Source organism: Polaromonas sp. P4_F9 (assembly GCF_056401235.1).
Genome location: NZ_JBFUJT010000006.1, coordinates 42,830 through 66,653, shown reverse-complemented (window position 1 = coordinate 66,653; position 23,824 = coordinate 42,830). Strand labels below are relative to the sequence as shown.

Genomic DNA, 23,824 nt, shown 5'->3' with positions numbered 1-23,824 from the left:
CCGACCTGAGCACTTAGTCGTTATCTCTATTTTTGTATCACGGCGCTTTGATCACACTGGTGAGTGCAGTGTTTAGAAAGCGGTACGTAAACCCGCTTGCAAAAGCGTCTTCTGACTGATGTAGTCCTTCAGGTTACCCGTTGCAAGCCATGCCCCCGAATACAGGAAAGTGTTCTTTGATAAACCATAGCGAGCCGACACGGCAATCCTGCCAAGATTGGCATTTGCGCTGGTTGCCGATTCGTATTTCACGCCGGTGTAGTTCACGCCAAAAACGGTCGACGTGCCAACAGGTATCTCGGCGCCAACCGTGTAGACGCGGGTTTGGTTAAGGGTAAAGGTATTGGAGCCGGTGACCACCAGGTTGCTGACGCCCACTGCCGCTCCATTGCCACTGGTAGTGGTTAGCTTGTTGTTGTGTTGAATCCCTCCCATTATTCTAAAAGCACCAAAATCGTAATTGGCGCTCAGGGATGAGATCTTGTTTGTCATATCTCCCGTCGTGCGGTCTTTATTCCATTCGTAGCTTGCACCAATGTAGAACGGTGCTTTGTCATACTGCAGACGTAAACCATGGAATATGTCGTTGACACCTTCACCAGGAGCGTATTGCACTGCGGCGTTTGCCCCTCCCATATTGGGGGTCTGGTACTGCAGAGCATTGTCAGCCCTCGGTGCATCAATCCACATCGGCAGATTTTTGCCCATATTGGTAACACCTATGCCGGAGTTGGTCACGGTATTGGAGCCGAATGGCGCACCTCGGCCGAGAATACCGTCGCTGAGAATGGTTTGACGCCCGGCACGCAATTCACCAGCAGAGGCGGAGCTCAGCGAAATGTATGCCTGGCGACCAAAGAGGCGGCCACCTTGGCCGGACTGACCGGTATCCGCATTGAAGCCCGACTCGAGCCAAAATCCTGCCTTCAGGTCACCGCCCAAGTCTTCCTGGCCGCGCATGCCCCAGCGAGAACCATTCAGGCCGTTGACGGTACCGTCATTCAGCACCGTCTGAGTTATACCGCCGGTTTGCTGGCCCGCCCGGTAATGTGTCAAGTTCAAATCGAGAACGCCGAACAGGGTCACATTGGATTGGGCATTGGCGGCACCGATGAGAGCCATAAGCGCCGTGGGAACAGCAATTTGTCTCTTTGTTATCTTCATTTTTAGCCTCGTTTTATAAGCAATTGGTTGTGATATCCGGCGGTGTATATGATTTACCGCCAGCATATGAAGCACGAAATGCATTCGTGGTGATCTTGATATCCATTAATTTCACGAAGGGGAACAGTGCTTGAATATGCCAATGGCATGCTAAAAAACATCCAATGAATTAACAAGTCGCTGACATGCAAGGATGTCTATTCGGTTCCATATATTGAGATAAGCAGGAAAATTGGCATTGAATTTAGTGATGTAATTTGGTTGATTGAAAAATGGATCGATATTTCTTGTCTTCACCGTGGTTAAGGAACTACTTATCGATCGACGATGGTCAGCCAAGTAATATGGCCAGCTTCAGATCGGCAGCGATATCCATGGGGACCATCGCCAAGTGTTAATAAGTAGAAGATGCCATTTGAGGCAGTTCTAGAAATTGAAATGCAGTCTGCTGCAGTGGCCGGCCGAAGGTCGGACCTTCGGCCGGTCCATCAGACGGCGTAGTCCACCGCGCCCCATTCGAAATATGGCTTCAGGTCGGTGACCAGGGCCTGGTGCAGCGGATGAAACAGGTACACGTCGAGCGCGGCGGCATCGTCCACCGCGGACTCGAGTACGACGTCCCAACTGATCGGGCGTACCAGCTCGTTGACACCCACGCGCCATTCACGGATTCCGGGGATCTGCGCGCCGAGCCTGTGCATGCGCGCTACCAGCGCCTGCTCGCGGGATGGGTCCTTGGTGACGTCCGGCCTGCGCCGGAATAGAACGATATGTCTCAGCATGCTTGTCCTTTGCGAGCGATGAGCCAGGCTGGTGCGTCCTGCAATGCCACGGGGCGCAGGAAGCGGTTGACCGCGGCATAACCCACCGAAGTTGAGAAGGGCTGGGTGGACGCGGGATAGGGACCACCGTGTTGCTGCGCAGCGGTGACGGCAACACCGGTCGGCACGCCGCCGAACAACACGCGGCCCGCCACCTGCGTGGCTGCGCGCACGAGGCGGCGGTTGTCCGGCGTATCTTCGTCGGCGCCCCACAGCGTGACCGTGAGCGAGCCGCCCACTGCCTGCAGCACCGCCAGGGCCTCGGCGGTCGATGCGGTGCGCACTACCAGCGCGGCCGAGCCGAAGACCTCTTCATGCAACTCGGGCCGCGTGATGAAATCGGACGCAGCGACTTCCGCGAGGAAGGGCCTCGGTTCCAGCGCCGCAGCGTCCGAGGTGGCCGGCAGCAGCGGCTTCAGCGCGGCATCGGCGCGCCAGCGCGCCACTCCCCGCTCGAACGTGGCGCGTATGCCTGCCGACAACATGGCATGCGGTTGCAAGGCCTGCAGTGCGGCGGCGAGGCTTTGCGCAAAGCCGTCACCGGCCACCCCCCTCGGTACAACGATCACGCCCGGACTGGTACAGAACTGGCCCGCGCCGAGGCAGATCGAACCGGCCAGGGTCGAGGCGAGTTCGGCGCTCCGGGCTTCGAGCGCGGCGGGCAGCACCAGCAGCGGGTTGATGGAGCCGAGCTCGCCGTAGAACGGGATCGGCTTGGGACGTTCGGCCGCAAGCTTGGCCAGCGCCGTGCCGCCTTTGAACGAACCGGTGAAAGCTACGGCGGCGATTGCCGGCGCATTCACCAGAGCGACGCCGATGTTGATTGAGCCACCCTGCACAAACTGGAACACGCCCGCAGGTAAACCCTGTGCGGCCACCACCTTTTGTGCCAGTGTGGCGGTCGTGCGCGAGAGCTCGGGATGCGCGGGGTGTCCCTTGACGACCACCGGGCAGCCCGCGGCCAGCGCCGAGGCGGTGTCGCCGCCGAGCACGGAGAAGGCGAACGGGAAGTTGCTGGCCGCGAACATGGCCACCGGGCCGAGCGGCACCCGTGTGCGCGTCAGCCGTGGCCGGCCCGTGGGCGGCGGGCCGGCCACGGCCACATCGTCGACCACCGCATGGATGGTGCCGGCGGCCAGCACGTCGGCGAAGCCGCGCAGTTGAAAGTTTGTGCGGTCAAGTTCGCCATTCAGCCGCGGCAGACCGAGACCGGTTTCGCGGTCCGCCAGAGCCACTAGGCTTTCGCGTTCTGCTTCTAGCGCATTGGCTAGCGCGCGCAGCAGTGCGCTGCGTTCGGCGGCCGCGCTGGCGGCGAAGTCACCGGACGCAGCGGCGGCGGCCTGTACGGCGGTATCGATGTCGGTGGGCGAGGATTCCGGCCAGCCGGCACCGATGGTGCGGCCGGTCCGGGCTTCGATGGATTGCAGCATCGGCGTCCTTATCGGCTCTTCAGCGGATAACCGCGGCCGGCGTAGTCGAAGTCGACCAGTTCGTTGATCTTCACTTCCTTGTCGGCTGGCGAGGCGTAGTAAGCGCGGATCTCCTTGATCTTGCCTGTGGTCGGATCGAAGTCGTACCACTCGGCGCCGCGCAGCGCCGTGCCGAGCTTGTTCTTCCAGTGCGTCCATTCGATCATCGCCTGGGGCGTGTTGTGGCTCACGATGAGCTTGTCGATGGTCCATTGCGAGCCGAGCGTCTCCACGCACCATTGCCATTTCTTGGCGATGGTGTCGGCCGTACGCCAGGGGATCTCGGGCAGGCCGGCGGGAAAGTAGTGCACGGCGTCGGGGGTGAAGCACGAGACCAGTGTGTCGTAGTCGGCCGCGTTGCAGGCGTCGAAGTAGCGGCGGATCAGCGCGGCATGGTCTTCCGGGGTGAATTTGATGGTCATTGGTGTTCCTTAGTGTTCAATTTCGGCTGCTTCGCAGAGGTCAGGATCCTGCTGGTTTGGCTGCTGCGATGGCCGGTCGTCCGTCTGCCACCCATCGCGTGTGCTGCGCACGGGTGGCCGCGCTCGGCGGGTACAGGCCCCACAGCGCTTCGCCGGCCTGCACACGCAGAGCTAGGTAGGCCTCGATGTCGTCGCGCTTCTCGCAGAGATCGGCCATTTCCTCGGCCAGATGGGCCGGGATCACAGTGATGTTGTCGCCGTCGCCGTGGATTACGTCGCCGGGATAAATGGCCACGCCCGCGCAGCCGATTGGCACCTGCAGATCAGCCACGTGGTGGTAGCTCAGGCGCGTGGTGGCTGTGACGCCGGTGCACCAGATCGGGAAGTCCATCGCGCTGAGCTCGGTGCCGTCGCGGAACGTGCCATCGGTGATTACGCCGCGCGCGCCGCGCATCATCATGCGGGTGATCAGCATATTGCCCATCGAGGCGGCGCGGCCGTCCTTGTTGCTGTCGATGACCAGAACGTGGCCGGGCTCGATCTGCTCCACGCCGACCCATTGCAGGTTGTCGGCGCTGGGCTCGGTGGTCAGGTTGCCGTAGACATCCACGTCCTCACGCGCGGGAATGAAACGCATGGTGTAGGCGCGGCCGGCGAAGGGCTTGATCTTCTTGTTGAGCGCGGTCAGTCCGTGCAGCACGGGCTGGCGGAACCCCTTGATGTAGAGCTGGGTGGTCAGAGAGCCGCTGGTGGCCTTGGCCAGGCGGTCCAGTACGGTGTCGGAAACGAACGGCGCCGGTGCGCGCTGCGGAATCGTGGCGAGCGGAGGGGCGGAGGTATGGTTCATTGGGCTTTGTCTCAAATGGTGGGAATAAAAGCCGCACCTGCCTTGCAGCAGTGGCTCAGCTCCATCGTAGCCAGCAGCAAGCGAAAATAGAATGATCCGCACACCGCGTCAGCACTGGAAGGCGTGCCAAGTACCATCATCTGAGACAAAACGTATGTCGACCACAATTGGAGAAGGCACGGGCTCTTTGGAGAAGGCGCTGGACATACTCGACGCCATCGGCGCGGCGCCCGAAGGCTTGGGCCAGAGCGAATTGGCCGAACGCCTGTCGCTGCCGCGCACCACGGTCTACCGCCTGCTGGCCACGCTGGTGGCGCGCGGCTTGGTGCGTCGCGATCCGCTGCGCAAGGTCTACTGCCTGGGTTTTCGCTGCTTCGAGATGGCGCGCCAGGCCTATGCCATGCCCGACCTCGTGGCCGCGGCCGCGCTCGAACTGCGCGCGCTGCGCGACCTCACCGGCGAGACCACCTATCTCGCTACGCTCGACGGTCGCGAGGTAATCTCGCTCGAGCGTTGCGACGGCGCGCACAGCCAGCGCTCGGCCGCGGTGCTGGGCCAGCGCAAGCCGGTGTACTGCACCAGCCAGGGCAAGGCCATCCTCTCTGCCATGCCCGACGAGGCGCGCGACACCATCGTGCGCGAGGTGGTGCTCAAGCCGCTGACCCCGCTGACCATCACCGACCGGCGTCGCCTGCAGGCTGAGCTGCGCATCACCCGCGCGCGCGGCTACGCGATCGACGACGAGGAGATCGTGCTCGGCGTGCGTTGCGTCGGCGCGCCGGTGGTCGACTCATCGGGCCAGGTCCGCGGCGCCATCAGCGTTGCGGGGCCGGCGTACCGGCTCACACAGGCGCGGCTCGAACTGCTGGGGCCGGAGGTCGCCGAGTCGGCGCGGCGAGTCGGCGCGCAGTTGCCGCCTGAAACGAAGCCTGTTGCCGGCGCCGCGTCGGCGGCGGCAGTGGTGGCCCTTCCTGGCCCCTGGGCATTCCACGGCGCTCATCCCGCGTGGTCGGCCGACGGCAGCCGCATGTGGTGGGCCGACGTGCTCGCGCCATCGGTCCGACTCTGGTCAGACGGACAGGACCATGAACTGGCGGTGGTCGAATCTCCGGTGGTTGGGCTGTTGCGGCGTCTGCGCGACGGGGTCGAAGAATTGATTGTCGTGTTCGAAAACGGCGCGCAGCGGCTCGGACCCGATGGCCACCGCACGCCGCTCCTGCCATGGCTCGGCCAGCCGGTGCTCGCGGTCTGTGAAGGCGACGGCCAGGGCATATGGGCGGCTGTGGCGTTGCCGGAGTCGGGCGCCGCTATCGGGCTGGTGCGCGAAGACGGTACGCTCGACGTGCGCTGGCGCATCGGCGAGCCGGTGCAGTGCCTCGCCTGGAGTGCGAAGGACCAAGCGCTCTACGCCACGGCGCCGCAGTCCGGCGCGATCCTGGTGCTCGCGCCGGGGCAGGGCGTGCGCCGCCTCGCATCCGTGCCCAAGGGCTCGGGTCGCGTCAGCGGCCTGGCCTTCGACAACGAGGGCGGCATTTGGACGGCGCTGTGCGACGGCTGGTCGCTGATGCGCTTCACTTCCGACGGTCAGGTTGACCGCGTCATCGGCCTGCCGGTGCCGTGTCCCACCGACCTGGCCCTCGCGTCCGACGGTAGCGGCCGGCTGATGGTCACGACCGCGCGTCACACCGTGTCGCTGGACACGCTGGCTAGCGCGCCGCTGTCCGGTCGGCTTCTCGTGCTTTCGGCGTTGACGCACAAGGCAGTTGAGGGCACAAGGGCTGGCTGAAGTGCACGGGTTCAGGGGAAGCTGCCAGGCGTTTCCCAGCCCAGCGTCATCTGTCCCGCCAGGGAGGCACCGGTGGTCAGGAACACTGCGCCGGTCCTATTCACACCGCGTTCGGCAAGGTTGAACGCGTCCGCCACATGGCTGACGGGTTCGATGCACACATAGGGTGCCCCTTCGGGCTGGTGCAGCACCAGGTGGTTGAGTGTGGTGGAGGCACCGAGCAGTAGCCGCGGACCCGTGGCCTGGCGCAGCGCCAGCGGGCTTTGCCAGTTTTCATAGAAGGCGGTGAAGGCCGCGTCGGTAAGCGGCTTCTCGTGGCCAAAATCGCTCTCCGCTGGAATGACCATGGGCCGCACGGCGAGATAGTCGAGGGTGGACTCCCAGCATCGCTCGGCCTCGAGGCGCAGCCGCAGCATCGGGTGGCGTGGTAGATACGGATGAAAGCCGATGCCCGCGGGCATGGTGGCTTCGCCGGTGTTCGTCAGCACCAGGTCGGCCGTCAGTTGCTTCGCCGTCAGCACGAGCGCCATGCTGGCCACGAAAGGCCAGGGCCAGTGCGCATCGGGCGCATGCGTGTAGGTCATGACCGCCGCGTCCGGCGCGGTCTGCTCGGCGCGCCATGGCCTGCGTTGCGCGATGCCGTGCAAGGTGTGGGGCGCCGCGTCCGGATACACCTGCAGCGGGTAGGTCTGGCCTTCATGCCGCAACGTCGCGTGGTCGATACGGCCCCAGTACGGCACCAGCGGATAGATGCCGCCCTTGGCCCACTGTTCGACCTGTGTTTCACCTTCCGGAAAAGGATGTATCACCGGTGTGATGCAGCCATCGGGCTGTTGCAATTCACATGCGGCAATGCGCCCGCCGAGTGATGGCTCCAGCCGCGCAAAGGCCGAGCCACAGCGGAGTGTGATGCTCGCAAGGGAGGACGACATGATGTTTCCAGGTAAGTTGGCGTCAATGGGATAGACGTGAAGGTTAAGGGTTTGTTTCGGCGATGGGGCGCCTTGGAAAACGTCTTGCTCCGGTTGTGTCTCAGAGTATGGGAATCCGGTCCGAGTTGGCTTGGCCACCGGCTTTCTGGAACTGTTTCGGCCCGTGGGAACGCCCTAAGCTTTGAAGCTTTGAAGCTTTGAAGCTTGGACGCAAGGCGCACGACGCCATTTTTCTGATTACCATGAAAATACATACGATCGAGGTTATCGAGGCCGTCATTCCTTTCGACGATGGCGGTACCGGCATGGGCATCACCCCCGGCCGCTGGAATACACTGGATTTCGTGCTGGTGAGGCTGGAGACTGATACCGGCCTCGTGGGCTGGGGCGAGTGCTTTGCCTATGCCTGCCGCGAGGCGGTGGCTGCGGCCGCGCGTACGATGGTGGCGCCCTTGCTGCAGGACCGTGAACTGCCTGTCACGCCCGAAGCCTTGACTCTGGAGTTACAGCGTCGGCTGCACATCTTCGGACGCTACGGCATTGCGATGTTCGCGATCTCCGGATTCGACATGGCCCTGTGGGACATCGCCGCCAAGGATGCCGGCAAGCCGCTGTGCGGCATGTTCGGGGATTCCCACCGCAGCGAGGCCTCCGCTTACGCGAGCCTGGTGCGTTATGGTGACGCAGCGTTGGTCGACAAGTACTGCCGCCAGGCGCTGCAGCAGGGTTATCGCCACGTGAAGCTGCATGAAATCGATCCCGATGTCATCCGCGCGGGACGCCGTGCCTGCGGACCCGACATCCACCTGTCCGTTGACGTGAACTGCGCCTGGACCGAGGACGAGGCCATCGCGCGCGTCAAAGTTCTTCAGGAGGTCAACGCCGCATGGATTGAGGAGCCGGTTTTCCCCCCCGAAGCAATCGACGTGCAATCGAGGCTCAACATCCGCTTTCCGGTTGGGGCTGGCGAAAACGCCTGCACGCGCTACGAGTTCGCCCGGATGATGGCGTCCGGCGCGGTCCGTTACCCCCAACCTTCGGTGACCAAGGTCGGCGGCATCACTGAGTTCTTGGAGGTGGTGCGCATCGCGGGCCAGCATGGCCTCACGCCGATGCCGCATTCACCGTATTTCGGCCCGGGCTATTTCGCGACGCTGCATTTGCTCGCGGCCATTCCCGGCGAGCCGCTGTTCGAACATCTCTATGTCGAGCCGCAGGGCGATCTCGCCCTCGGCGGCACGCCGCTGCCCCGTAACGGCAAGGTCCAGATTCCGCAAGGACCAGGTCTTGGGTTCGATCCGGACCTGACCGTGCTCGACCGCTTCCGCGTCTGAATTTTACTACCCCAAGGAGTCAATTATGAAACTGATTGCCATCACCGGAGCTGCCGGTCTGGTCGGTACAGGCCTGCGCCAACAACTTCGCGAACGTGGCTACCGGCTGCTGTCGCTCGACATCAGGCCGATCACCGACTGTGGACCGCAGGAAAGCTCGGCCGTGGTCGATATCTGCGACCAGGCGGCGCTGACCGCGCTGCTGCGGGGATGTGACGCCGTGGTCCACCTGGCGGCCTGCACCACCGACGCGGCCTGGCCCGAACAGGTGCGGCTCAGCGTCGAGGGCTGCATCAGCCTGTTCGACGCGGCCCGCGACGCCGGCGTGATGCGCGTGGTGTACGCCAGTTCGCACCACGTGGTCGGCCTGCATCCGCGCCAGCCCCACGGCCCGGCCATGGGCGTGGAGGCCACGCTGAGGCCCGACAGCCGCTATGCCGTGGGAAAGGCCTTCGGCGAGTCGGTCGGCGCTTTGTACGCCTACAAATACGGCATGCAGATCATGGCCCTGCGCATCGGCAACGTCAACACGCGGCCCATCGATCGCCGCCGCCTGGGCAGCTGGTTCAGCTGGCGCGATCTGGGGCAACTCGTCTCGATCGGCATCGAGCACCCCGATGTGATCTTCGACGTGGTCTACGGCATCTCGGATGCGACGGGCCGGCACTACGACAACAGCACGGCGTTCGCGCTGGGTTACCGTCCGCAGGACGGCGCGGTAGACGCCGCGGCGGAAGCGGCCGTGCTGCGCGAGGACCCGGTGCCCGCGGCCGGCAGCGATGCGTCGTGCTCGGCGGCAGAACTCACGCTTGGCGGGCAGTTCTCGCAGTCGGAATACGTCGGTGACACGGAGCGACTGCTGGCCTGATCGACGGATTTTCACAAAAAAGGCGCACGGTTCGCGTGCGCCTTTTTTGTTCCCGGCTGGCGTTTCAGGCGGCCGGCTTGCGCACTTCCTCGGGCAGGTCGGCACCATGGAACTTTCTGTAAATCGCATTGAGCTTGCCGTCGGCCATGTGGGTCTTGATCCACTGGTCGAGCCAAGTCTTCAGCGCAGGGTCGTTCTTGCGCAGACCGATGCCGACCGCGAACTGCGTCAGGATGAACTTCTGCTCGATCTGGCGGCCTGGGTTGCGCTGCGCCACGGCCGTGAGGGTGGCGGGCTCCTGCACCACGATGTCGACCTGGCCGCTGGTCAGAGCCGTCATATTGGTGGATTCATCGTCGAAGCGCACGATCTCGATGCCGCGGTCCTTGGCGACCTTGGTGATTTCGGTGTCGCCCGTGGTCGCGCGCGTCACGCCCACGCGTTTGCCGGCCAGGTCGGCCAGGCCTCGCAGGTGTATGCCCCTGGGCGCGGCGATGTACTGCACCGCGCTCGCGTAGGGCAGCGAGAAGTCGATCACCTTCAGCCGCTCGGGCGTGATGGAGAAGGTCGACAGCACCACGTCGGCCTTGTTCGACTGCAGGAACGGGATGCGGTTCGGCCCGGTCACTTCGACGATCTCGAGCTTCACGCCGAGATCACTGGCCAGCAGCTCGGCGGCCTCCAGGTCGGAGCCGGTCATCTTGAGTTGCGTGTCCTTGAAGCCCCAGGGCGGGCGTCCGAATTCCAGCGCAACGCGGATCTTGCCCGCGGAACGGATGGTGGCGAGGGTGTCCTGCTGCGCGTGGACGGGCAGGGCGGCAAGCAGTGCGGTGCCGGCGCAGAGCGCGCTGCACAGCAGATGGCGACGTGACGGCATGGGGCTTCCAGTCAAGAGAGGTTGATAAAAAAGAGAACGATGTACGGTGGGGCGACGGTCAGACCACGCGCAGCGACTGCAGGGCCTGCCAGTCGAAATCGACGCCATGGCCCGGCGCTTCGCCGGCTTGTGCCAGCCCTTCGCGCAGCGTCATCGGCTGGCGCATGTAGCGCTGCAGGCCAAAGTCGTGCACTTCCATGAAGGAGCGGTTGCCGAGCGCGGCCATCAGGTGGATCGAGACATCCTGAACGCCATGCGAAGTGACAGGCAGGCTGAAGGCTTCGGCCAGGTGGGCGATCTTCATGAAGGCCGTGATGCCGCCGCAATTGACGACATCGGGCTCTGGAAAACTCACGCCGCCGGCAACGATCAGGCTGCGGAACTCCCACAAGGTGCGCAGGTTCTCGCCGGTGGCGATCGGTGTGCCGCCTTCGCTCAAGACGCGGGCATGGCCGGCCACGTTTTCCGGGTCGATCGGCTCCTCGATCCAGGTCAGATCGAAGTCGCGGAGTGCGCGGCAGGCGCGCACGGCCTCGTCCACCGCCCATTTCATGTTGGCGTCGACCATGAGCGGGAAATCAGTGCCGAGATGTTCCCGCATGGCGCGCACGCGTTCGACGTCTTCCGAGAGACGCTGCCGGCCGACCTTCATCTTGATGGCGCGGTAACCCCTGGCGAGATTGCCGTCGGTCTGGCGAAGCAGCTTGTCCAGCGGGAAGTCGAGGTCGATGCCACCCACGTAACACGGCACCGCGGGATCGTTGCCGCCCAGCAGGCGCAACAGCGGCAGGCCGGCCCGTTTGGCTTTCAAGTCCCATAGGGCAATGTCGAGCACCGACATGGCGACCACCGGCGGGCCGCCGCGTCCGCCGTAGTGCTGGCCCCACCACAGCTTGTTCCAGATGCGGTCCACCAGATCGGCATCCTCGCCTTCGAGTTGGCTCGGAAAGTCTTGCGATAACACGGCATGCACCGCCGCGCCATTGCGTCCCGGCAGGTAGCCGTAGCCCACGCCCTCCACACCGTCCGCGTCGCGGACGCGCACGGTGTTGATCTCGAAGGCTGTGACCAGGCCGTGGGTGGCGTCGCTGAGCTTGTCGGCGAGGGGCAGCTTATAGTAGCCGGGTTCGATGGCGGTGATGCGGGACATGGCTGCAGATGGGTTGGGATGGACGGATGGGAGAGGTAACGCGCCGAGACCGTGCGGCGCGCCGCCGCGGGTCAATTGCCGTTGGCGATCAGCTTGGCGGGCAGGTCCACGCCCATGAACTTGTGGAAGATCTGGTTCAGCCTTCCACTCTTCAGGTTGGTTTTGACCCACTGGTTGGACCAGTCGCGCAGCGCTGCATCATTCTTACGCACGCCGATACCGAATAGCACTTCTTCGAGAACGAACTTGGTTTCGAAGTCCTTCGAGGGGTTGCGCTTCTGCAGCAGCGGCGTCAACGCGAACGACTGCGCCACGATCTCGACCTGGCCGCTGACCAGCGCCGTCATCGTGGTGGCTTCGTCTTCGAACCGCACGATCTCGGCGTCGGGCGGCGCCTTGCTCGTGACCTGGGTGTCGTACGTGGTGCCGCGGGTGACCGCCACGCGTTTTCCCGACAGGTCCGCCAGACTTTTCAGGCTCACGCTCTTCGGCCCGACGATGCCGTTGAAGCCTGCGGAATACGGCAGCGTGAAGTCGACAACCTTCTGGCGTTAGGCTGTGATGGCCAGCGTGGAGATCACCAGGTCGACCTTGTTGGTGATCAGGAACGGAATCCGGTTGGCACTGGACAAGGGAACGATTTCCAGCTGCACGCCCAGGTCCGCGGCCAGCGCCTCGGCCACCGCGGTATCCGAGCCGGTGAGTTTGAGCTTCTCGTCCTTGAACGCATAGGGTGCGACGGCGTCGTCCATGCCGATGCGGATTTTCTGGGTCGATCGAATGGTGGCCAGTGTGTCTTGTTGGGCATGGGCCGGTGCGGTGGCGGCCAGAAGACCGATGCCGGTCAGCAGGGCGCCCAGAAGCTTGTGGAGATTCATGACGGTGTTTCCTTTGGTTGAGCAAGTCTTCCGACCCATCGCCTACTGAATCTGCTTGAGCACGTCCGCGGGCACTTCCGCGTTCTGGTTCTTCCTGTAGATCGCCTGCAGCTTGCCGTTCTTCAGGTTCGCGAGGATCCACGCGTCGACCCATTCCTTGAGACGCGTCTCCTGTTTGCGCATTCCAAAACCGAACAACGAGCTCTGCAGCAGCAGTTTGGTCTCCATCTGCTTGCCAGGGTTGCGTTGATTAATGATGTTGATCAAGGTGGTCGCCAGCGCCGCGGTGTCCATCTGGTTGCTGACGATGGCGGTCATGGTGGTGGCCTCGTCCTCGAAGCGAACAATCTCGGCATCTTTCGGCGCCATGCGCGTGATGTCAGCGTCGTTGGTCGTGCCTCTGGTCACGGCGATGCGCTTTCCCGAAAGATCCGCGGGAGTTTTGATCACGAGCGACTTGGGGGCTGCAACGAAGGTCGATATGCCGGAATAGGGAATGGAGAAATCAATGGTCTTCAACCGTTCCGGTGTGATGGTCAGTGCGGAAATGACCAGGTCCGTGCGGTTCGTGACCAACAGCGGGATACGGTTGGCGCTGTTGGTGGGAACGAGCTCCAATTCGGCGCCAAGGTCACGGCTGAGCAGTTGCGCCGTCTCGACCTCGGAGCCAGCCATCTCCAGCTTGTCGTTCTTGTACGACCAGGGCGGCACGCTGAGGTCGATCGCGATGCGGATCTTCTTGGTCTGCTGGATGCGGGCCAGCGTGTCGGTCTGGGCCTGCGCATGGCCGGCCAGTAGCGAAAGGGCGAGTGCGGCGAAGCCGGCGAGTTTTTGAATCTTCATGCGTTGTCTCCTGTGGTGGATGGGGTCGGCTCAGTCTTCGCCGCCGACGAAGCGTGCGAGCTCGGGTGTGGACGGTCGGGTCAGGATGGCTGCGGTGCCCTGCTCGTGCACCACGCCGTCCTTCATGTAGATCACCTGATGCGCGACGTTGCGGGCGAAGGCCATCTCGTGGGTGACGAGCACCATGGTCATGCCGTCCTTGGCGAGTTGCTCCATCACGCGCAGCACTTCGCCGGTCAGCTGCGGGTCGAGCGCCGAGGTGACTTCGTCGAACAGCATCAGCTTGGGTTCCATCGCCAGGCTGCGGGCGATGGCGACGCGCTGCTGTTGGCCGCCCGAGAGCTGCTCCGGATAGGCGCTCATCTTTTCCTTGAGCCCGACCTTGGCGAGCACGACATGCGCGATCTCGCGGGCCTCCGCGGCCTTCATGCCCTTGACCGTGCGCGGCGCCAGGGTCACGTTCTGCTCGACCGTCAGGTGCGGAAACAGGTTGTAGCTCTGGAACACGATGCCGACGTCGCGGCGCAACGGCTTGAGATCGACATGCGCGTCGTGCAGCGCGTGGCCGCACACGGTGAGCTGGCCGTCGTCGATGGTCTCGAGCCGGTCCATGCAGCGCAACGCCGTGCTCTTGCCGGAGCCGCTCTGGCCGATGATGGCGGCAACCTGGCCACGCTGGACGTTGAAGCTCACGCCGCGCAACACGTGGTTGCTGCCGAACTTCTTGTGGACGTTGTTCAGTTCAACGATGGCTGACATTGAGCTTCCTTTCGAGCGCGCGTGCTTGGCGCGACAGGGGGTAACAGATGGCGAAGTACAGCATTCCGGCCAGGCCGAAATATAGGAACGGCTGGAACGTGGTGTTGTTGAGGATCTTGGCGTTGTAGGAGAGCTCGGCGAAGCCGACCACGAGCGAGGCGATCGAGGTGTTTTTGACGATCTGCACCATAAAGCCGACTGTCGGTGGCGTCGCCAGCCGCAGGGCCTGCGGCAGCACCACCTTGCGCATCCGCTGCCAGCGCGAGAAGCCCAGGCATTCGGCGGCCTCCCACTGGGCCGTGGGCACGGCTTCCAGGCAGCCGCGCCAGATCTCGCCGAGATAGGCGCTGGCATACAGCGTCATCGCAAAGGTGGCCGCGGCCAGCGGGTCGACGGCCTGGAACCCGAGCAGGCTCGGGCCGTAGAAACACAGGCCCATCAGCACCAGCAGCGGCATGCCCTGCATGAACTGGATGTAGAGGCTGGTGAGTCGGGCCAGCGTCTTGAGCGGCGAGATGCGCGCCAGCGCGATGACCAGCCCGAGGATACCGCCGCAGAGAAAGGTCAGCAGGCTGAGCTGCACTGTTCCCCAGAGACCGCTCAGGAGGGAGAAGAGGTATTGCTGGTTCATGGCGTGGCCTCAGATCGGCGTGCCGAGCTTGCGCCGGCGGGTGAAGATCAACTGGTTCAGCAGCCAGAATGCGCCGCGCAGCACGACCGACAGCACCAGGTAGGCAATGCCCAGCACCACGAACACCTCGAAGTTGCGGAAGGTATCGCTCTGGACGCGGTTGGAGATGCCGAACAGCTCCTCCACGCCCACCGAGGACAGGATGCTGGAGGCGAGCATCAGCAGCACATACTGGCTGGCCAGTGACGGATACACACGTTCCATGGCGGGACGCAGAACCACGTGCAGGTAGATCTGCGTACGCGACATGCCCAGACATTCCGCGGCTTCCAGTTGGCCGCGCTGGATGGACTCGATACCGGCACGCATGATCTCGGTGGTGTAGGCGCCAATGTTCACCACCAGGGCAATGATCGCGCCCACCAGGATCGGCAGACGCAGGCCGATGCTGGCCATGCCGAAGATGAGGAAATAACTCTGGATCAACAGCGGCGTGTTGCGAATCACCTCGACGTAGCTGGCGACCACAGCACTCAGCCAGGCTGGCCCGCTAGTGCGTGCGATCGCGCACAGCGTGCCAAACGAAAAGCCCAGGATCGTGGCAAAAAACGTAAGCCGCAAGGTGACCCAGGCACCTTCGACGAACATCGGCCAATATGCCAAGACAGCACTGAAATCGAACTCATAGCTCATGGGGCTGCACTCCGCCGGGCCGTGCGACCGGCTGCGGCGAGCGGCCGCGTCGGGAAAATAATAGTGTTCATATGCGGGAAGAAAAGGAAGCTCCAAACGAAAACGCCTCGTGTGCTGGACGAGACGTTGATCATGCAACGGCGGGGTCGCCGCGGGAGCAAAGGGTTACTACTAGGGGGTGCCGAATCGTCCCATCATTTGAGATTGTTCAGAACTTCGCAGGCTCTCACACACCGGCTGCGCGAGCGACTTCGACCGAGAGATCGGCGCCATGGTGCTTGCGGTAGATCGTGTTCAGCTTTCCGTTGCGCAGGTTGTCTCGTACCCATTGGTCGAGTCTGTCTTTGTAGCGCGCCTGGTTCTTGGGCACGCCGATGCCGGTCAGGTTGGTCTTCACCACCAACTTGGGCTCCATCGCCAGATCGGGCTGACGCGAGTTGACGGGTGCCAGCAACGCGGGAGCCGTGCAGTAGAGCTGCGCCTGTCCGCTGAGGATCGCGGTGATGGCGGTGGCGTCGTCATCGAAACGAATGATGTTGGTGCCGGGAGGTGCCGCGCGAGTCAGTTCCGTGTCGTTGGTGCTGCCACGCACGACGGCGACGTTCTTTCCAATCAGATCGTCGATCCGCCCAATGGCGAGCTTGCGCGGCGCCGCCACAATGACTTGAATGCCCGAATACGGCACGGAGAAATCGATGACCTTGGCCCGCTCCGGGGTGATCGACAGGGTCGAAATGACAAGATCGGTCTTGTCTGTCAGCAGATACGGAATGCGGCTGGCCGGGTTGGTGGGGACGATCTCGAGTTGCAGGCCCCAATCCCTGGCGAGCAGTTCTGCGACATCGACCTCGGAGCCCGCGAACGCGAGTGTCGAGTCCTTGGCCGAGTAAGGCGGGGCGGCGGGGTCGATGGAGATGCGAATGCGCCCGCTCTGCTGGATTTTGTCGAGCTGATCGGCGTGCGCGGGCCGCGTGGCGCACAGAGTGCTGTATACCAATGCGGCCATTACTGACGATTGGAGGAAGCGGCGGCGTTCAATGGGTTGGTTTTTCATTTTTTGTCTCTTCATGTTGTGCTTGCTGGGTGGTTGGGATGGTTCAGGCGGTCTGTTCTCGCAAGGGCTGCGGCATGGTCAGGCCCAGTGCCTGGGCGTACGGCGCGAGTCCGTCGACAATCTCCTGCCCCAGCGGAACGCCATGGCTTAACGCCTCTTGTTTGCGCCGTCCGGCCTGATCGCCCGGAACGCGCACACGATCGATGTCCGGGCGTGGCGGATTGCTACGGCAGGCTTCGATCAGCCAATCAGTTTCCGCTGCGAACGCTGCTCGGCCACTGAAGGCCGCAGGATCAATGACCTGCAAAAAGGTATTCATTGCAATACCGGTCGGATGGTCTCGACGGCCATAGCCGGAGAGGCCCTGGGTGAGTGCTTCGACCAGCAGCGCCATCGCATAACCCTTGTGACCGTGGTCTAGCCCGCCGACGGGAAGAAGTGTGCCTTTCCCCGTCAGCAGTACTGTCGGATCGTCCGTGGCCAGGCCCTCGGCGTCCATCACCCAAGCCCCAGGCAGTCGCGCCCCTGCCTTCGCGGTCTGGGTCGAGCGCTTGATGGTCGTGATAGAGCAACTGATGTCGAGCAGAATCGGATCGCCCGTGCTCGGAATGCCCGCCGCCAACGGATTCGGCGTGAACACGCCGCGTGTGCCGCCGAACGGCGCCACGCCGTTCGCCGCGGGGCCGGAGCAGGCGAGAACGACCATCAGCCCCCGCTCCGTCAGTCGGGGTAGATAGGTGGCCAAGGCTCCCGTGTGGTGGCCATTGGCGATGGTGCAGGTGACCACACCATGCGTGGCTATGCGCTCCAGGGTCTGGTCGATGGCGCGGTCGATCAGCCAGGCGCCGGGCAGCCTTCTGCCGCTCCAGGCAAAACAGGCGCCCCGGTCTGAAAGCACGGTGGGCTCGCCATCGAGCGCCATGCCCTGCGAGCGAATTTCGTCCAGGTACCAGGGGGCAATGGCCAAGCCATGGGTCGCGTGCCCCATCATGTCTGCGTGCAGCAGCGAGGTGCTTACGCTGCGCACCTTGGCCTCCGACATGCCGGTGGCGAGGAACAGCTTTTCCGTGAGCGCGCGGACCTCGGAGACGTCGTAGCGCCGCTTCATGCGCCTCCTGCGGCGACGGCTTCGTCGACCATGTCGAACAAGGAATATTTCGGAACGAAGCCCAACAAGGATCTGGCTTTTGCGGCGCTGCCATGGGTGCGCCCCAGCTCCACCGGGATCCGGGCCTCGACATAACGGCGCCCGGTGGCTTTGGCCAGGTAGGGGATGAATTCCGCGAGGCTCACAGGCGAAGCCGGCGCTAGGTTGAAGGTTTCGCCGATGGCTTCCTGCTTATCGTGGATCAGCAACAGGCCCTGGACGATGTCTCGCACATCCACCAGCTCCTGGGTGTGCGGGTGGCCGTGTTGGTCATAGGCCAGCAGCAGCGGTTCGTCTGGAGCAGTCAAGGGTTCGAGAATGTCCAAGATGCGAAGGAGCTCGCCCTGGCTGGTTGCGCCCGCGTGGTGCGTACTCGCCGCCTTGAGACTGCGCACACGGCCGTTCACGTAGAAAGCCGCGCCCGAGTATTCGCCTTGCGGGTCGATCAATTCGTGGGCGGCTTCGATGTGCGAAAACACGGCCGTGCTGATTTTTAGGCCGGGCTCTGAGCGGCCGTAGAACTTGGCCATTTCTTCACCGAGGACCTTGCTCATGCCGTAGAAGGTGTAGGGCTCGCGAGGGTGGAGCTCGTCGGTGGGCCTGTAGCGGGCAAACCGGGTTGGGTAGACCTGGTCGCTTGAAGCGAACACCAAGCGCACCGGCTTGTGCTGGGACTGCTCGGCAGTAGCCCGCAGCACGTTGTAGGTGCCGACCACGTTGGCGTCCCAGATCAGCTGGCGCGCCTGCGGCTGAAACGAGATCACCGCAGCCATGTGGAATACCGAGTCCGTGCCTTCGACGGCCTTCTGTACTGATGATAAATCCGCGAGGTCGCCGACGACGCATTCGACGCCCATTGCGCGGGTGGCCTCGAGTTGGCGGTCATTGGGCAAGGCCAGCGTACGCACTTGCCAGCCGCGCTGCATCAGCGACTTCGCCAGCGTCCCACCCACGCGCCCGGTGGCGCCCGAAACAAAAACCTGCATGCTTGAATTCCTAAATTTATAGAGACAGCGTTGAGAAATGCCTTGGGGAAGGACGTTGGCCCTTCGACGCAGTAGCAAGAGCCGGACTTTATGCTGCGGGGCATAAAATGAAAATTGAAGAAATTTCAGAAAGTGATACGCAATGGTTATCAGCCGTAAACCTCCAGTAACGACCGCGAGCGAGCGGCTCGGACAGCAACTGTTGGGCCGGCTGCGCCTGAAACACCTGCGGCTTATCGACGCACTGGAGCGGCTCGGCAGCCTGCGCCAGGCTGCCCAAGCCATGAGCGTTTCACAGCCAGCGGCGACCAAGATATTGCAGGACCTTGAGGACGTTCTCGGCCTGCAGTTGTTCGAGCGGCGCGCGCGTTCCATCGAGATCAACGACTTTGGCCATTTCGTCGCGCTGTATGCACGCCGCATTCTTGGGGAGACCCAGCGCTTCGCCAGTAACCTGAGTACGTTTGTGGAGACCGGCCACGGTACCGTGTCTGTCGGGGCCATCATGGTGACTGCCGCTCAACTCATGCCCGCGGCGGTGCTGGCATTGAAACAGTCCCGGCCCGGCACGACCGTGCGTGTGGTCGAGTCTTCAAGTGATCGCCTTTTGGCCGACCTGGCGCGTGGCGAATACGATTTCGTGATTGCACGCTTCGTCAAGCCACAGGATACGGTGCATTTTGACCTCGTGCCGCTGAGCGAGGAGCCACTGTGCGTATTCATGTCGAAGTCGACACGTTTTTCCAAGCGGACGCGCAGCCTGGCGGATCTGCACGGGTTGCAATGGGTGATTCAGGATTCGCCGACGCCGACGCGGCGCCTGCTGGAAGAGGCCTTCGCGCACGAGCGATTACCTCTGCCGCCGCACGTGGTGCAAACGTCTTCGGTCTATGTGATGTTGAACATGGTGCGCAGCGCCGGGCTGGTCGGCGTGCTGCCCAGGGCTATGGTGGAAAACGAGGGAGATCGCTTTTGTATTCTGCCTGTGGCGCTGCAGGGCGCGCTATCGCCCTACGGAATCATCACTCGCCGCGGCATAGAGCAAACGATGCCGTGCAAGGAGATGATCGAAATTGTGGTGCGCTTGGCGGAGGGCAGGAGCTTCGCATGAGTATCACGCGGTCTTGTACCCAGAAGGCTGTGGTGTTCTTACCTGAGGCAGATCATTTTCGGCCAGCGGTTGGCGGTGCCGACCGCCTTCGCGAGCATCTCCAAGGTCTGCGGATTGAACAGCTGCTCCGTGAACCCGTGCTTCTCGGCGGCCGCGATAAAGGCCCCCGGGGCCGCGATGCCGTAATTGGCCTCCAGAATCGCCGCGACATCGGCGAGTGTCAGCGGTTGCAGCCTGAAGACCGGTTCTGTTGCGATAGTGGAGTCGAGACGAAAACAGCTGCACGGTTCGACTGGTGATCAGGCCGCAAGGCTGTAAAACTTGGTTGCCTGCAGACACGGGTTGGCCATCGGGACAATCCAACTGTCCGTTGCGGATCATGTGCATCGTTTCGATTCCCGCAATGATGATCCTGGCGCTCCAGAATGACTTGAATCCAAGCATCGGTCGTGTCATCCGCTTGATGGCCCGGTGGTCCTGTTCGATGTTTTGGCGCATCAAGATATCAACACAGGTGTCGGCCTTGACGCTTTCAATGGCGGCCGTGTTGGCGCCGCTCTTGTCGATGGTGATCTTTTCTGGCACGTCGTGCAGGTTGATGGCACGTTCCAGAAATCGCCGGGCCGCAGCCAAATCGCGCTTGGCAGTGAGCGGAAAATCCACCGTGTCTCCGGCACGATCGACGGCGCGATAGAGATATTCCCACTGCCCTGAAACCTTGATGTAGGTCTCGTCCATGCGCCAGTTTCTACCCACGGGGCGCTTGTGCTGGCGGAACACGGCGGCAAGAACCGGCAGAACCTTGATCGCCCAGCGATGAACCGTGACGTGATCCACGAAAACACCGCGTTCCTGCATCATCTCCTTGATGTGGCGCAAGCTCAGCGGATAGGCCACATACCAGCGCACGCAGGTCCACATCACCTCGAGAGGGTAGTGCAACCGTTTGAGGACCTTGTGCAACGTGCTGTTAATCAGACTTTCGCGGAAATCAAGCATGGCTCAGATTGTCGTCTGTGCTTACTGCAACAGAACCCTCAGCAGTGCGTGCTCGTCTGGCGACTGGACCAGGGCCTTGTTGAATTGGTACAGCATGCTCAGCGCGCGATTGGCGCGCCCCAACACTTCGGCGCTGCGAACGACGCGCCGATGCACGGTCTGCGTCAGGTCGAACGACTGGTCCAGGGCCGCCATCAGGCCCCCGATTTCACTGTCCGGATAAGGTTTGCCGATACGCGCGCCGAAGTCGCCGCCGCTGAACCGCGCGACAGCCGTAGTGATGCGGGCCACCGGGCGGCGAACGGCCAACTCCACCAGCACCTATGCGCCAGCGAACGCCAGCAGCGAGACCACGGCCAGAATCGAGAGTGCCTGGAACAGGGTTTGCTTCGCTGCCACGAGCAATTCCTGCTTGGAGACGCCGACCAGCACGTGCAGCCCGGCTTCGGGGTAATCGGGCAGGGCGCTGGCCGCCCAGATTCGGGATGCGCCACCGGCCTCGGTGAACTCCCGCGCGTCGACGCCTTGCTGCCCACAGGCAAAACGAAACAAGGCGAACCTGCGATCGACGTGCCGCGCAGTTTTTCTCCGCCGGGATGCCAGGTCAGGAGCGTTCCCTTGCTGTCCACCAGCACAATCACCGCAGTTGCCCGCGACAGGGCCTTCGACTGGGCCTGCATGAACTGCTCGCGATCCAGCGATGCCAGGAGAACGAAGGCCGGCTCGCCGTTGTCGCGCCGCGCGGCATAGGCGACCTGCAGCACCGCGCTTCCGGTGAGGCGGCCGAAGACCGGGTCGACGGCGAGCGGGGTCCCTGGGCGTAGCGCGTCCTGGATCATCCACTCCGCCCAGGCTTCCTTGCTGACTTTTTCCCAGAGGCGTTTCGGGGTAGGGGGACGAGGCATGCCATTTGATGAGTTCTTTCGTGGGTAAAGATGTTTAAGGAATAAAGAACTGAGTTTTTATTCGTTTAAGTTTTTATTGATTGCTTTAAGAATCCATTTTGTGCGCATTTAAAAATGTCTTTTTGGAAAAGAGAGCAACCATGACTTCGCCGACCGCGTCATCCTCATTGAAGACGGCCGCATTGCGCTGGATGAGCGCATCCCATTGGCCCGCCCGCGTGAGCGCAGCAATCCGCAGTTTGGCGTCCTTGAAAAGAAGATTCTGGACCGCGTGCTGCAGCAACCGGGCGAGGCCATATCGCCGAGTGAGGCGGCCTGGCCGGGCAGGCTGGCGCATGGTTTGCGCTGGGCTGTCTGAGTGATAAGGAAAGTGGCGCCAGACCAATATTTACAGGCGCATGGAGCTATTTATTCAATAGCGGTTTCATAGCGTTTTGATAGTGTTTTCAATCGTGTTTTTAATCTTGTTTTTTTAACCCAAAGGAGTTTATTCATGTCCATCCAGGCCATCAACGTGCGCAACCAGTTCCGCGGCAAAGTCAAAGAAATCATCCGCGGCGACGTGGTCTCTGAAATCGATATCGAAACGCCCTGGGGCATCGTCACCTCCGTCATCACCACACGCTCGGTCGACCAGCTCGAGCTGGCCACCGGCAGCGACGTGGTGGCGCTGGTCAAATCGACCGAAGTCTCCATTGCCAAGGTCTGAGCCCGCGGTCGATGATTGAACTGCAAGGCATCTCACAAACCTGCGCCAAGCCTTCGGGCCCGGTAGAGGTCCCGCGCGGCATTGACATGAAGGTTGGCATCGGCGAAATCTTCGGCGTGATCGGTCGCAGCGGTCGCAGCGGATTTCCGGAGTAAAGAGCATGAGCCAGCTGCTGATACTGCCCAATGCCGGTGCCTTGTCCATCCGCGCCAAGGCGCTGGTGTTCGAGGACCCGGGGTCGGTGGCCTTACTCGAGCGCGTGGAACAGGTAGCGCCTACCGATGCCACGGTGTTGATCATCGGCGAAACCGGCACCGGCAAGGAGCTGCTCGCGCGCCGTGTGCACCAGGGCAGTGGTCGGCGCGGGCCCTTCCTGGCCGTCAACTGCGGCGCGTTCAGCGAGTCGCTGATCGACGCCGAGCTGTTCGGCCATGAAACCGGCGCCTTTACCGGCGCGAGCCAGGCGCGCGCCGGCTGGTTCGAGGCGGCCAACGGCGGCACGCTGTTCCTCGATGAGATCGGGGACTTGCCGCTGGGCCTGCAGGTCAAGCTGCTGCGTGTGCTGCAGGAGCGCCAGGTGGTGCGGCTGGGGTCGCGCAAGCCGATAGACGTCAACGTCAGGCTGGTGGCCGCCACCAACGTCAGGCTGGAGCAGGCCGTGGCGGCCGGGCATTTCCGGGCCGACCTGTATTACCGCCTCAGTGTGGCAACCCTGCTTTTGGCGCCGCTGGCACAGCGGCCCGGCGACATCATTGCGCTGGCCGAACATTTCATCGGCGTGTACAGCCGTAGGCTGGACCTGCAAGGTGTGCGCCTGGGGTCGGACGCACGCGCCGCACTGCTCAGCTATAGCTGGCCAGGCAATATCCGCGAGCTGGAAAACGCCATTCACTACGCGCTGATCGTCAACAACGGTGGGGTGCTGGCCGTCAGCGACTTGCAGCTGCGTGGTGTCAGCGGCCCGCCTTATGCGCCCACGGCTTCTGCAGCCGCCCCCCCGGCTTGGGTGCAGCAGGAGCCTGTGCAGGGTGTCGCAGCTTCGGGGGCCAATGAATCTGCCCGTTCCAATAAAGACTCTCTTGATGACCTGGCCGCCGTTTTCACGCAGTTATGCGAAGAGGGTGGTGCAAATTTGCAGGAGCGGATTGAACAGACGCTGATAGAGACCGCTTACACCCATTGCAAGCGCAACCAGGTTCATACCGCCGATCTGTTGGGCATCACCCGCAATGTGCTGCGGACCCAGCTCAAGCGTTTTGGCTTGCTGGCGGGAGCAAAGTCCATTGCTGACCAGGACTTTCAAGCCGATGAAATTCAAGAGCAAGCTGTGCCTGCGTAAGTTGCTATTTTTATGATAGCTTCTTGCGCTTGTGGGACGGGCGCAAGAGCCTGTTTTTATTTAAACATAGTAACTGACGCAATGTGCAGCCTTGCAAAGG

The 23,824-nt window shown here is 62.6% G+C and carries 25 protein-coding genes and 2 pseudogenes; 8 read left to right on the top strand and 19 right to left on the bottom strand.

What is annotated here, in order from left to right:
- Positions 1–72: 72 nt before the first annotated feature.
- From AC1DUB_RS07275 to AC1DUB_RS07255, 5 genes are all read right to left on the bottom strand, one after another.
- On the bottom strand, positions 73–1,248 hold the full coding sequence (locus AC1DUB_RS07275; RefSeq protein ID WP_477728967.1) for a porin: 1,176 nt from the start codon (positions 1,246–1,248) through the stop codon (positions 73–75).
- A 404-nt stretch (positions 1,249–1,652) separates the two neighbouring features.
- On the bottom strand, positions 1,653–1,946 hold the full coding sequence (locus tag AC1DUB_RS07270) for a Dabb family protein (protein WP_477728966.1): 294 nt from the start codon (positions 1,944–1,946) through the stop codon (positions 1,653–1,655).
- Entirely contained in the window at positions 1,940–3,415 is a 1,476-nt protein-coding gene (locus AC1DUB_RS07265) for an aldehyde dehydrogenase (NADP(+)) (protein WP_477728965.1), read from the bottom strand. Before AC1DUB_RS07265 ends, AC1DUB_RS07270 begins: the two co-directional genes overlap by 7 nt.
- 8 nt (positions 3,416–3,423) lie before the next feature.
- Positions 3,424–3,876, bottom strand: coding sequence for a nuclear transport factor 2 family protein (locus tag AC1DUB_RS07260; RefSeq protein ID WP_477728964.1), 453 nt, complete (start codon positions 3,874–3,876; stop codon positions 3,424–3,426).
- A gap of 40 nt (positions 3,877–3,916) precedes the next feature.
- Positions 3,917–4,723 (bottom strand): RraA family protein, encoded by an 807-nt coding sequence (locus AC1DUB_RS07255; protein WP_477728963.1) that lies wholly within the window; start codon positions 4,721–4,723, stop codon positions 3,917–3,919.
- A 154-nt stretch (positions 4,724–4,877) separates the two neighbouring features.
- On the opposite strand from AC1DUB_RS07255, the gene AC1DUB_RS07250 reads away from it, so the two are divergent.
- Positions 4,878–6,509 (top strand): IclR family transcriptional regulator domain-containing protein, encoded by a 1,632-nt coding sequence (locus AC1DUB_RS07250; protein ID WP_477728962.1) that lies wholly within the window; start codon positions 4,878–4,880, stop codon positions 6,507–6,509.
- Positions 6,510–6,520: 11 nt separating this feature from the next.
- Here AC1DUB_RS07250 and AC1DUB_RS07245 read toward each other — a convergent pair whose 3' ends face one another.
- Entirely contained in the window at positions 6,521–7,441 is a 921-nt protein-coding gene (locus AC1DUB_RS07245; RefSeq protein WP_477728961.1) for an aldose epimerase family protein, read from the bottom strand.
- 197 nt (positions 7,442–7,638) lie between these two features.
- Between AC1DUB_RS07245 and AC1DUB_RS07240 the strand changes: the two genes are divergently transcribed.
- Together AC1DUB_RS07240 and AC1DUB_RS07235 are read left to right on the top strand one after the other, a co-directional pair.
- Complete coding sequence (locus AC1DUB_RS07240) at positions 7,639–8,775, top strand: mandelate racemase/muconate lactonizing enzyme family protein (RefSeq protein WP_477728960.1); 1,137 nt, start codon at positions 7,639–7,641, stop codon at positions 8,773–8,775.
- Positions 8,776–8,800: 25 nt separating this feature from the next.
- Entirely contained in the window at positions 8,801–9,643 is an 843-nt protein-coding gene (locus tag AC1DUB_RS07235) for an NAD-dependent epimerase/dehydratase family protein (RefSeq protein WP_477728959.1), read from the top strand.
- A gap of 64 nt (positions 9,644–9,707) precedes the next feature.
- On the opposite strand, the gene AC1DUB_RS07230 is transcribed toward AC1DUB_RS07235, so the two are convergent.
- The 10 genes and pseudogenes from AC1DUB_RS07230 to AC1DUB_RS07185 all read right to left on the bottom strand — a co-directional run bounded on the left by AC1DUB_RS07230 (position 9,708) and on the right by AC1DUB_RS07185 (position 18,661).
- Positions 9,708–10,520 (bottom strand): transporter substrate-binding domain-containing protein, encoded by an 813-nt coding sequence (locus tag AC1DUB_RS07230; RefSeq protein ID WP_477728958.1) that lies wholly within the window; start codon positions 10,518–10,520, stop codon positions 9,708–9,710.
- Positions 10,521–10,578: 58 nt separating this feature from the next.
- Positions 10,579–11,670 carry a mandelate racemase/muconate lactonizing enzyme family protein gene (locus AC1DUB_RS07225; protein WP_477728957.1) on the bottom strand — a complete coding sequence of 364 codons (1,092 nt, stop codon included), beginning with the start codon at positions 11,668–11,670 and terminating at the stop codon, positions 10,579–10,581.
- Positions 11,671–11,741: 71 nt separating this feature from the next.
- Positions 11,742–12,422 (bottom strand): annotated as a pseudogene (locus AC1DUB_RS07220) (transporter substrate-binding domain-containing protein).
- 168 nt (positions 12,423–12,590) lie between these two features.
- Positions 12,591–13,391, bottom strand: a complete 801-nt coding sequence (locus AC1DUB_RS07215; RefSeq protein ID WP_477728956.1) for a transporter substrate-binding domain-containing protein — start codon at positions 13,389–13,391, stop codon at positions 12,591–12,593.
- Between the two features lie 30 nt (positions 13,392–13,421).
- Positions 13,422–14,150, bottom strand: coding sequence for an amino acid ABC transporter ATP-binding protein (locus AC1DUB_RS07210; protein WP_477728955.1), 729 nt, complete (start codon positions 14,148–14,150; stop codon positions 13,422–13,424).
- On the bottom strand, positions 14,134–14,781 hold the full coding sequence (locus AC1DUB_RS07205) for an amino acid ABC transporter permease (RefSeq protein ID WP_477728954.1): 648 nt from the start codon (positions 14,779–14,781) through the stop codon (positions 14,134–14,136). The genes AC1DUB_RS07210 and AC1DUB_RS07205 overlap by 17 nt, the downstream gene beginning before the upstream one ends.
- Positions 14,782–14,790: 9 nt before the next feature.
- Positions 14,791–15,474, bottom strand: coding sequence for an amino acid ABC transporter permease (locus AC1DUB_RS07200; protein ID WP_477728953.1), 684 nt, complete (start codon positions 15,472–15,474; stop codon positions 14,791–14,793).
- A gap of 226 nt (positions 15,475–15,700) precedes the next feature.
- Positions 15,701–16,528 carry a transporter substrate-binding domain-containing protein gene (locus tag AC1DUB_RS07195; protein WP_477728952.1) on the bottom strand — a complete coding sequence of 276 codons (828 nt, stop codon included), beginning with the start codon at positions 16,526–16,528 and terminating at the stop codon, positions 15,701–15,703.
- Between the two features lie 43 nt (positions 16,529–16,571).
- Positions 16,572–17,636 (bottom strand): Ldh family oxidoreductase, encoded by a 1,065-nt coding sequence (locus AC1DUB_RS07190; RefSeq protein WP_477728951.1) that lies wholly within the window; start codon positions 17,634–17,636, stop codon positions 16,572–16,574.
- Entirely contained in the window at positions 17,633–18,661 is a 1,029-nt protein-coding gene (locus AC1DUB_RS07185; RefSeq protein WP_477728950.1) for an NAD-dependent epimerase/dehydratase family protein, read from the bottom strand. The genes AC1DUB_RS07190 and AC1DUB_RS07185 overlap by 4 nt, the downstream gene beginning before the upstream one ends.
- 142 nt (positions 18,662–18,803) lie before the next feature.
- On the opposite strand from AC1DUB_RS07185, the gene AC1DUB_RS07180 reads away from it, so the two are divergent.
- On the top strand, positions 18,804–19,772 hold the full coding sequence (locus tag AC1DUB_RS07180) for a LysR family transcriptional regulator (protein WP_477728949.1): 969 nt from the start codon (positions 18,804–18,806) through the stop codon (positions 19,770–19,772).
- A 299-nt stretch (positions 19,773–20,071) separates the two neighbouring features.
- On the opposite strand, the gene AC1DUB_RS07175 is transcribed toward AC1DUB_RS07180, so the two are convergent.
- The 3 genes from AC1DUB_RS07175 to AC1DUB_RS07165 all read right to left on the bottom strand — a co-directional run bounded on the left by AC1DUB_RS07175 (position 20,072) and on the right by AC1DUB_RS07165 (position 21,323).
- Positions 20,072–20,771, bottom strand: a protein-coding gene (locus tag AC1DUB_RS07175; RefSeq protein ID WP_477728948.1) for an IS6 family transposase whose coding sequence is annotated in 2 segments (ribosomal slippage) — positions 20,072–20,092 and positions 20,094–20,771 — 699 coding nt in all. Because the reading frame shifts where the segments join, the coding sequence is not laid out codon by codon here.
- 21 nt (positions 20,772–20,792) lie between these two features.
- Complete coding sequence (locus tag AC1DUB_RS07170) at positions 20,793–21,080, bottom strand: HAMP domain-containing protein (RefSeq protein ID WP_477728947.1); 288 nt, start codon at positions 21,078–21,080, stop codon at positions 20,793–20,795.
- Positions 21,081–21,092: 12 nt separating this feature from the next.
- Positions 21,093–21,323, bottom strand: a complete 231-nt coding sequence (locus tag AC1DUB_RS07165; protein WP_477728946.1) for a hypothetical protein — start codon at positions 21,321–21,323, stop codon at positions 21,093–21,095.
- 501 nt (positions 21,324–21,824) lie between these two features.
- Here AC1DUB_RS07165 and AC1DUB_RS07160 point away from each other — a divergent pair.
- The 4 genes and pseudogenes from AC1DUB_RS07160 to AC1DUB_RS07145 form a co-directional block, all read left to right on the top strand.
- Positions 21,825–22,034 (top strand): annotated as a pseudogene (locus AC1DUB_RS07160) (ATP-binding cassette domain-containing protein); the annotation flags it as partial.
- A gap of 135 nt (positions 22,035–22,169) precedes the next feature.
- Entirely contained in the window at positions 22,170–22,385 is a 216-nt protein-coding gene (locus AC1DUB_RS07155) for a TOBE domain-containing protein (RefSeq protein ID WP_477728945.1), read from the top strand.
- An 11-nt stretch (positions 22,386–22,396) separates the two neighbouring features.
- Positions 22,397–22,540 (top strand): hypothetical protein, encoded by a 144-nt coding sequence (locus AC1DUB_RS07150; RefSeq protein ID WP_477728944.1) that lies wholly within the window; start codon positions 22,397–22,399, stop codon positions 22,538–22,540.
- Positions 22,541–22,545: 5 nt separating this feature from the next.
- Positions 22,546–23,724 (top strand): sigma-54 interaction domain-containing protein, encoded by a 1,179-nt coding sequence (locus AC1DUB_RS07145; protein ID WP_477728943.1) that lies wholly within the window; start codon positions 22,546–22,548, stop codon positions 23,722–23,724.
- Positions 23,725–23,824: the final 100 nt, after the last annotated feature.

What these genes read in the sequence shown, in the direction of transcription:
- AC1DUB_RS07145 (WP_477728943.1), top strand. Translation starts at nt 22,546, where the DNA reads ATGAGCCAGCTGCTGATACTGCCCAATGCCGGTGCCTTGTCCATCCGC.
- AC1DUB_RS07185 (WP_477728950.1), bottom strand. Translation starts at nt 18,661, where the DNA reads ATGCAGGTTTTTGTTTCGGGCGCCACCGGGCGCGTGGGTGGGACGCTG.
- AC1DUB_RS07225 (WP_477728957.1), bottom strand. Translation starts at nt 11,670, where the DNA reads ATGTCCCGCATCACCGCCATCGAACCCGGCTACTATAAGCTGCCCCTC.
- AC1DUB_RS07245 (WP_477728961.1), bottom strand. Translation starts at nt 7,441, where the DNA reads ATGTCGTCCTCCCTTGCGAGCATCACACTCCGCTGTGGCTCGGCCTTT.
- AC1DUB_RS07215 (WP_477728956.1), bottom strand. Translation starts at nt 13,391, where the DNA reads ATGAAGATTCAAAAACTCGCCGGCTTCGCCGCACTCGCCCTTTCGCTA.
- AC1DUB_RS07190 (WP_477728951.1), bottom strand. Translation starts at nt 17,636, where the DNA reads ATGAAGCGGCGCTACGACGTCTCCGAGGTCCGCGCGCTCACGGAAAAG.
- AC1DUB_RS07235 (WP_477728959.1), top strand. Translation starts at nt 8,801, where the DNA reads ATGAAACTGATTGCCATCACCGGAGCTGCCGGTCTGGTCGGTACAGGC.
- AC1DUB_RS07270 (WP_477728966.1), bottom strand. Translation starts at nt 1,946, where the DNA reads ATGCTGAGACATATCGTTCTATTCCGGCGCAGGCCGGACGTCACCAAG.
- AC1DUB_RS07250 (WP_477728962.1), top strand. Translation starts at nt 4,878, where the DNA reads ATGTCGACCACAATTGGAGAAGGCACGGGCTCTTTGGAGAAGGCGCTG.
- AC1DUB_RS07210 (WP_477728955.1), bottom strand. Translation starts at nt 14,150, where the DNA reads ATGTCAGCCATCGTTGAACTGAACAACGTCCACAAGAAGTTCGGCAGC.
- AC1DUB_RS07200 (WP_477728953.1), bottom strand. Translation starts at nt 15,474, where the DNA reads ATGAGCTATGAGTTCGATTTCAGTGCTGTCTTGGCATATTGGCCGATG.
- AC1DUB_RS07230 (WP_477728958.1), bottom strand. Translation starts at nt 10,520, where the DNA reads ATGCCGTCACGTCGCCATCTGCTGTGCAGCGCGCTCTGCGCCGGCACC.
- AC1DUB_RS07150 (WP_477728944.1), top strand. Translation starts at nt 22,397, where the DNA reads ATGATTGAACTGCAAGGCATCTCACAAACCTGCGCCAAGCCTTCGGGC.
- AC1DUB_RS07155 (WP_477728945.1), top strand. Translation starts at nt 22,170, where the DNA reads ATGTCCATCCAGGCCATCAACGTGCGCAACCAGTTCCGCGGCAAAGTC.
- AC1DUB_RS07195 (WP_477728952.1), bottom strand. Translation starts at nt 16,528, where the DNA reads ATGAAAAACCAACCCATTGAACGCCGCCGCTTCCTCCAATCGTCAGTA.
- AC1DUB_RS07260 (WP_477728964.1), bottom strand. Translation starts at nt 3,876, where the DNA reads ATGACCATCAAATTCACCCCGGAAGACCATGCCGCGCTGATCCGCCGC.
- AC1DUB_RS07275 (WP_477728967.1), bottom strand. Translation starts at nt 1,248, where the DNA reads ATGCATTTCGTGCTTCATATGCTGGCGGTAAATCATATACACCGCCGG.
- AC1DUB_RS07255 (WP_477728963.1), bottom strand. Translation starts at nt 4,723, where the DNA reads ATGAACCATACCTCCGCCCCTCCGCTCGCCACGATTCCGCAGCGCGCA.
- AC1DUB_RS07180 (WP_477728949.1), top strand. Translation starts at nt 18,804, where the DNA reads ATGGTTATCAGCCGTAAACCTCCAGTAACGACCGCGAGCGAGCGGCTC.
- AC1DUB_RS07265 (WP_477728965.1), bottom strand. Translation starts at nt 3,415, where the DNA reads ATGCTGCAATCCATCGAAGCCCGGACCGGCCGCACCATCGGTGCCGGC.
- AC1DUB_RS07205 (WP_477728954.1), bottom strand. Translation starts at nt 14,781, where the DNA reads ATGAACCAGCAATACCTCTTCTCCCTCCTGAGCGGTCTCTGGGGAACA.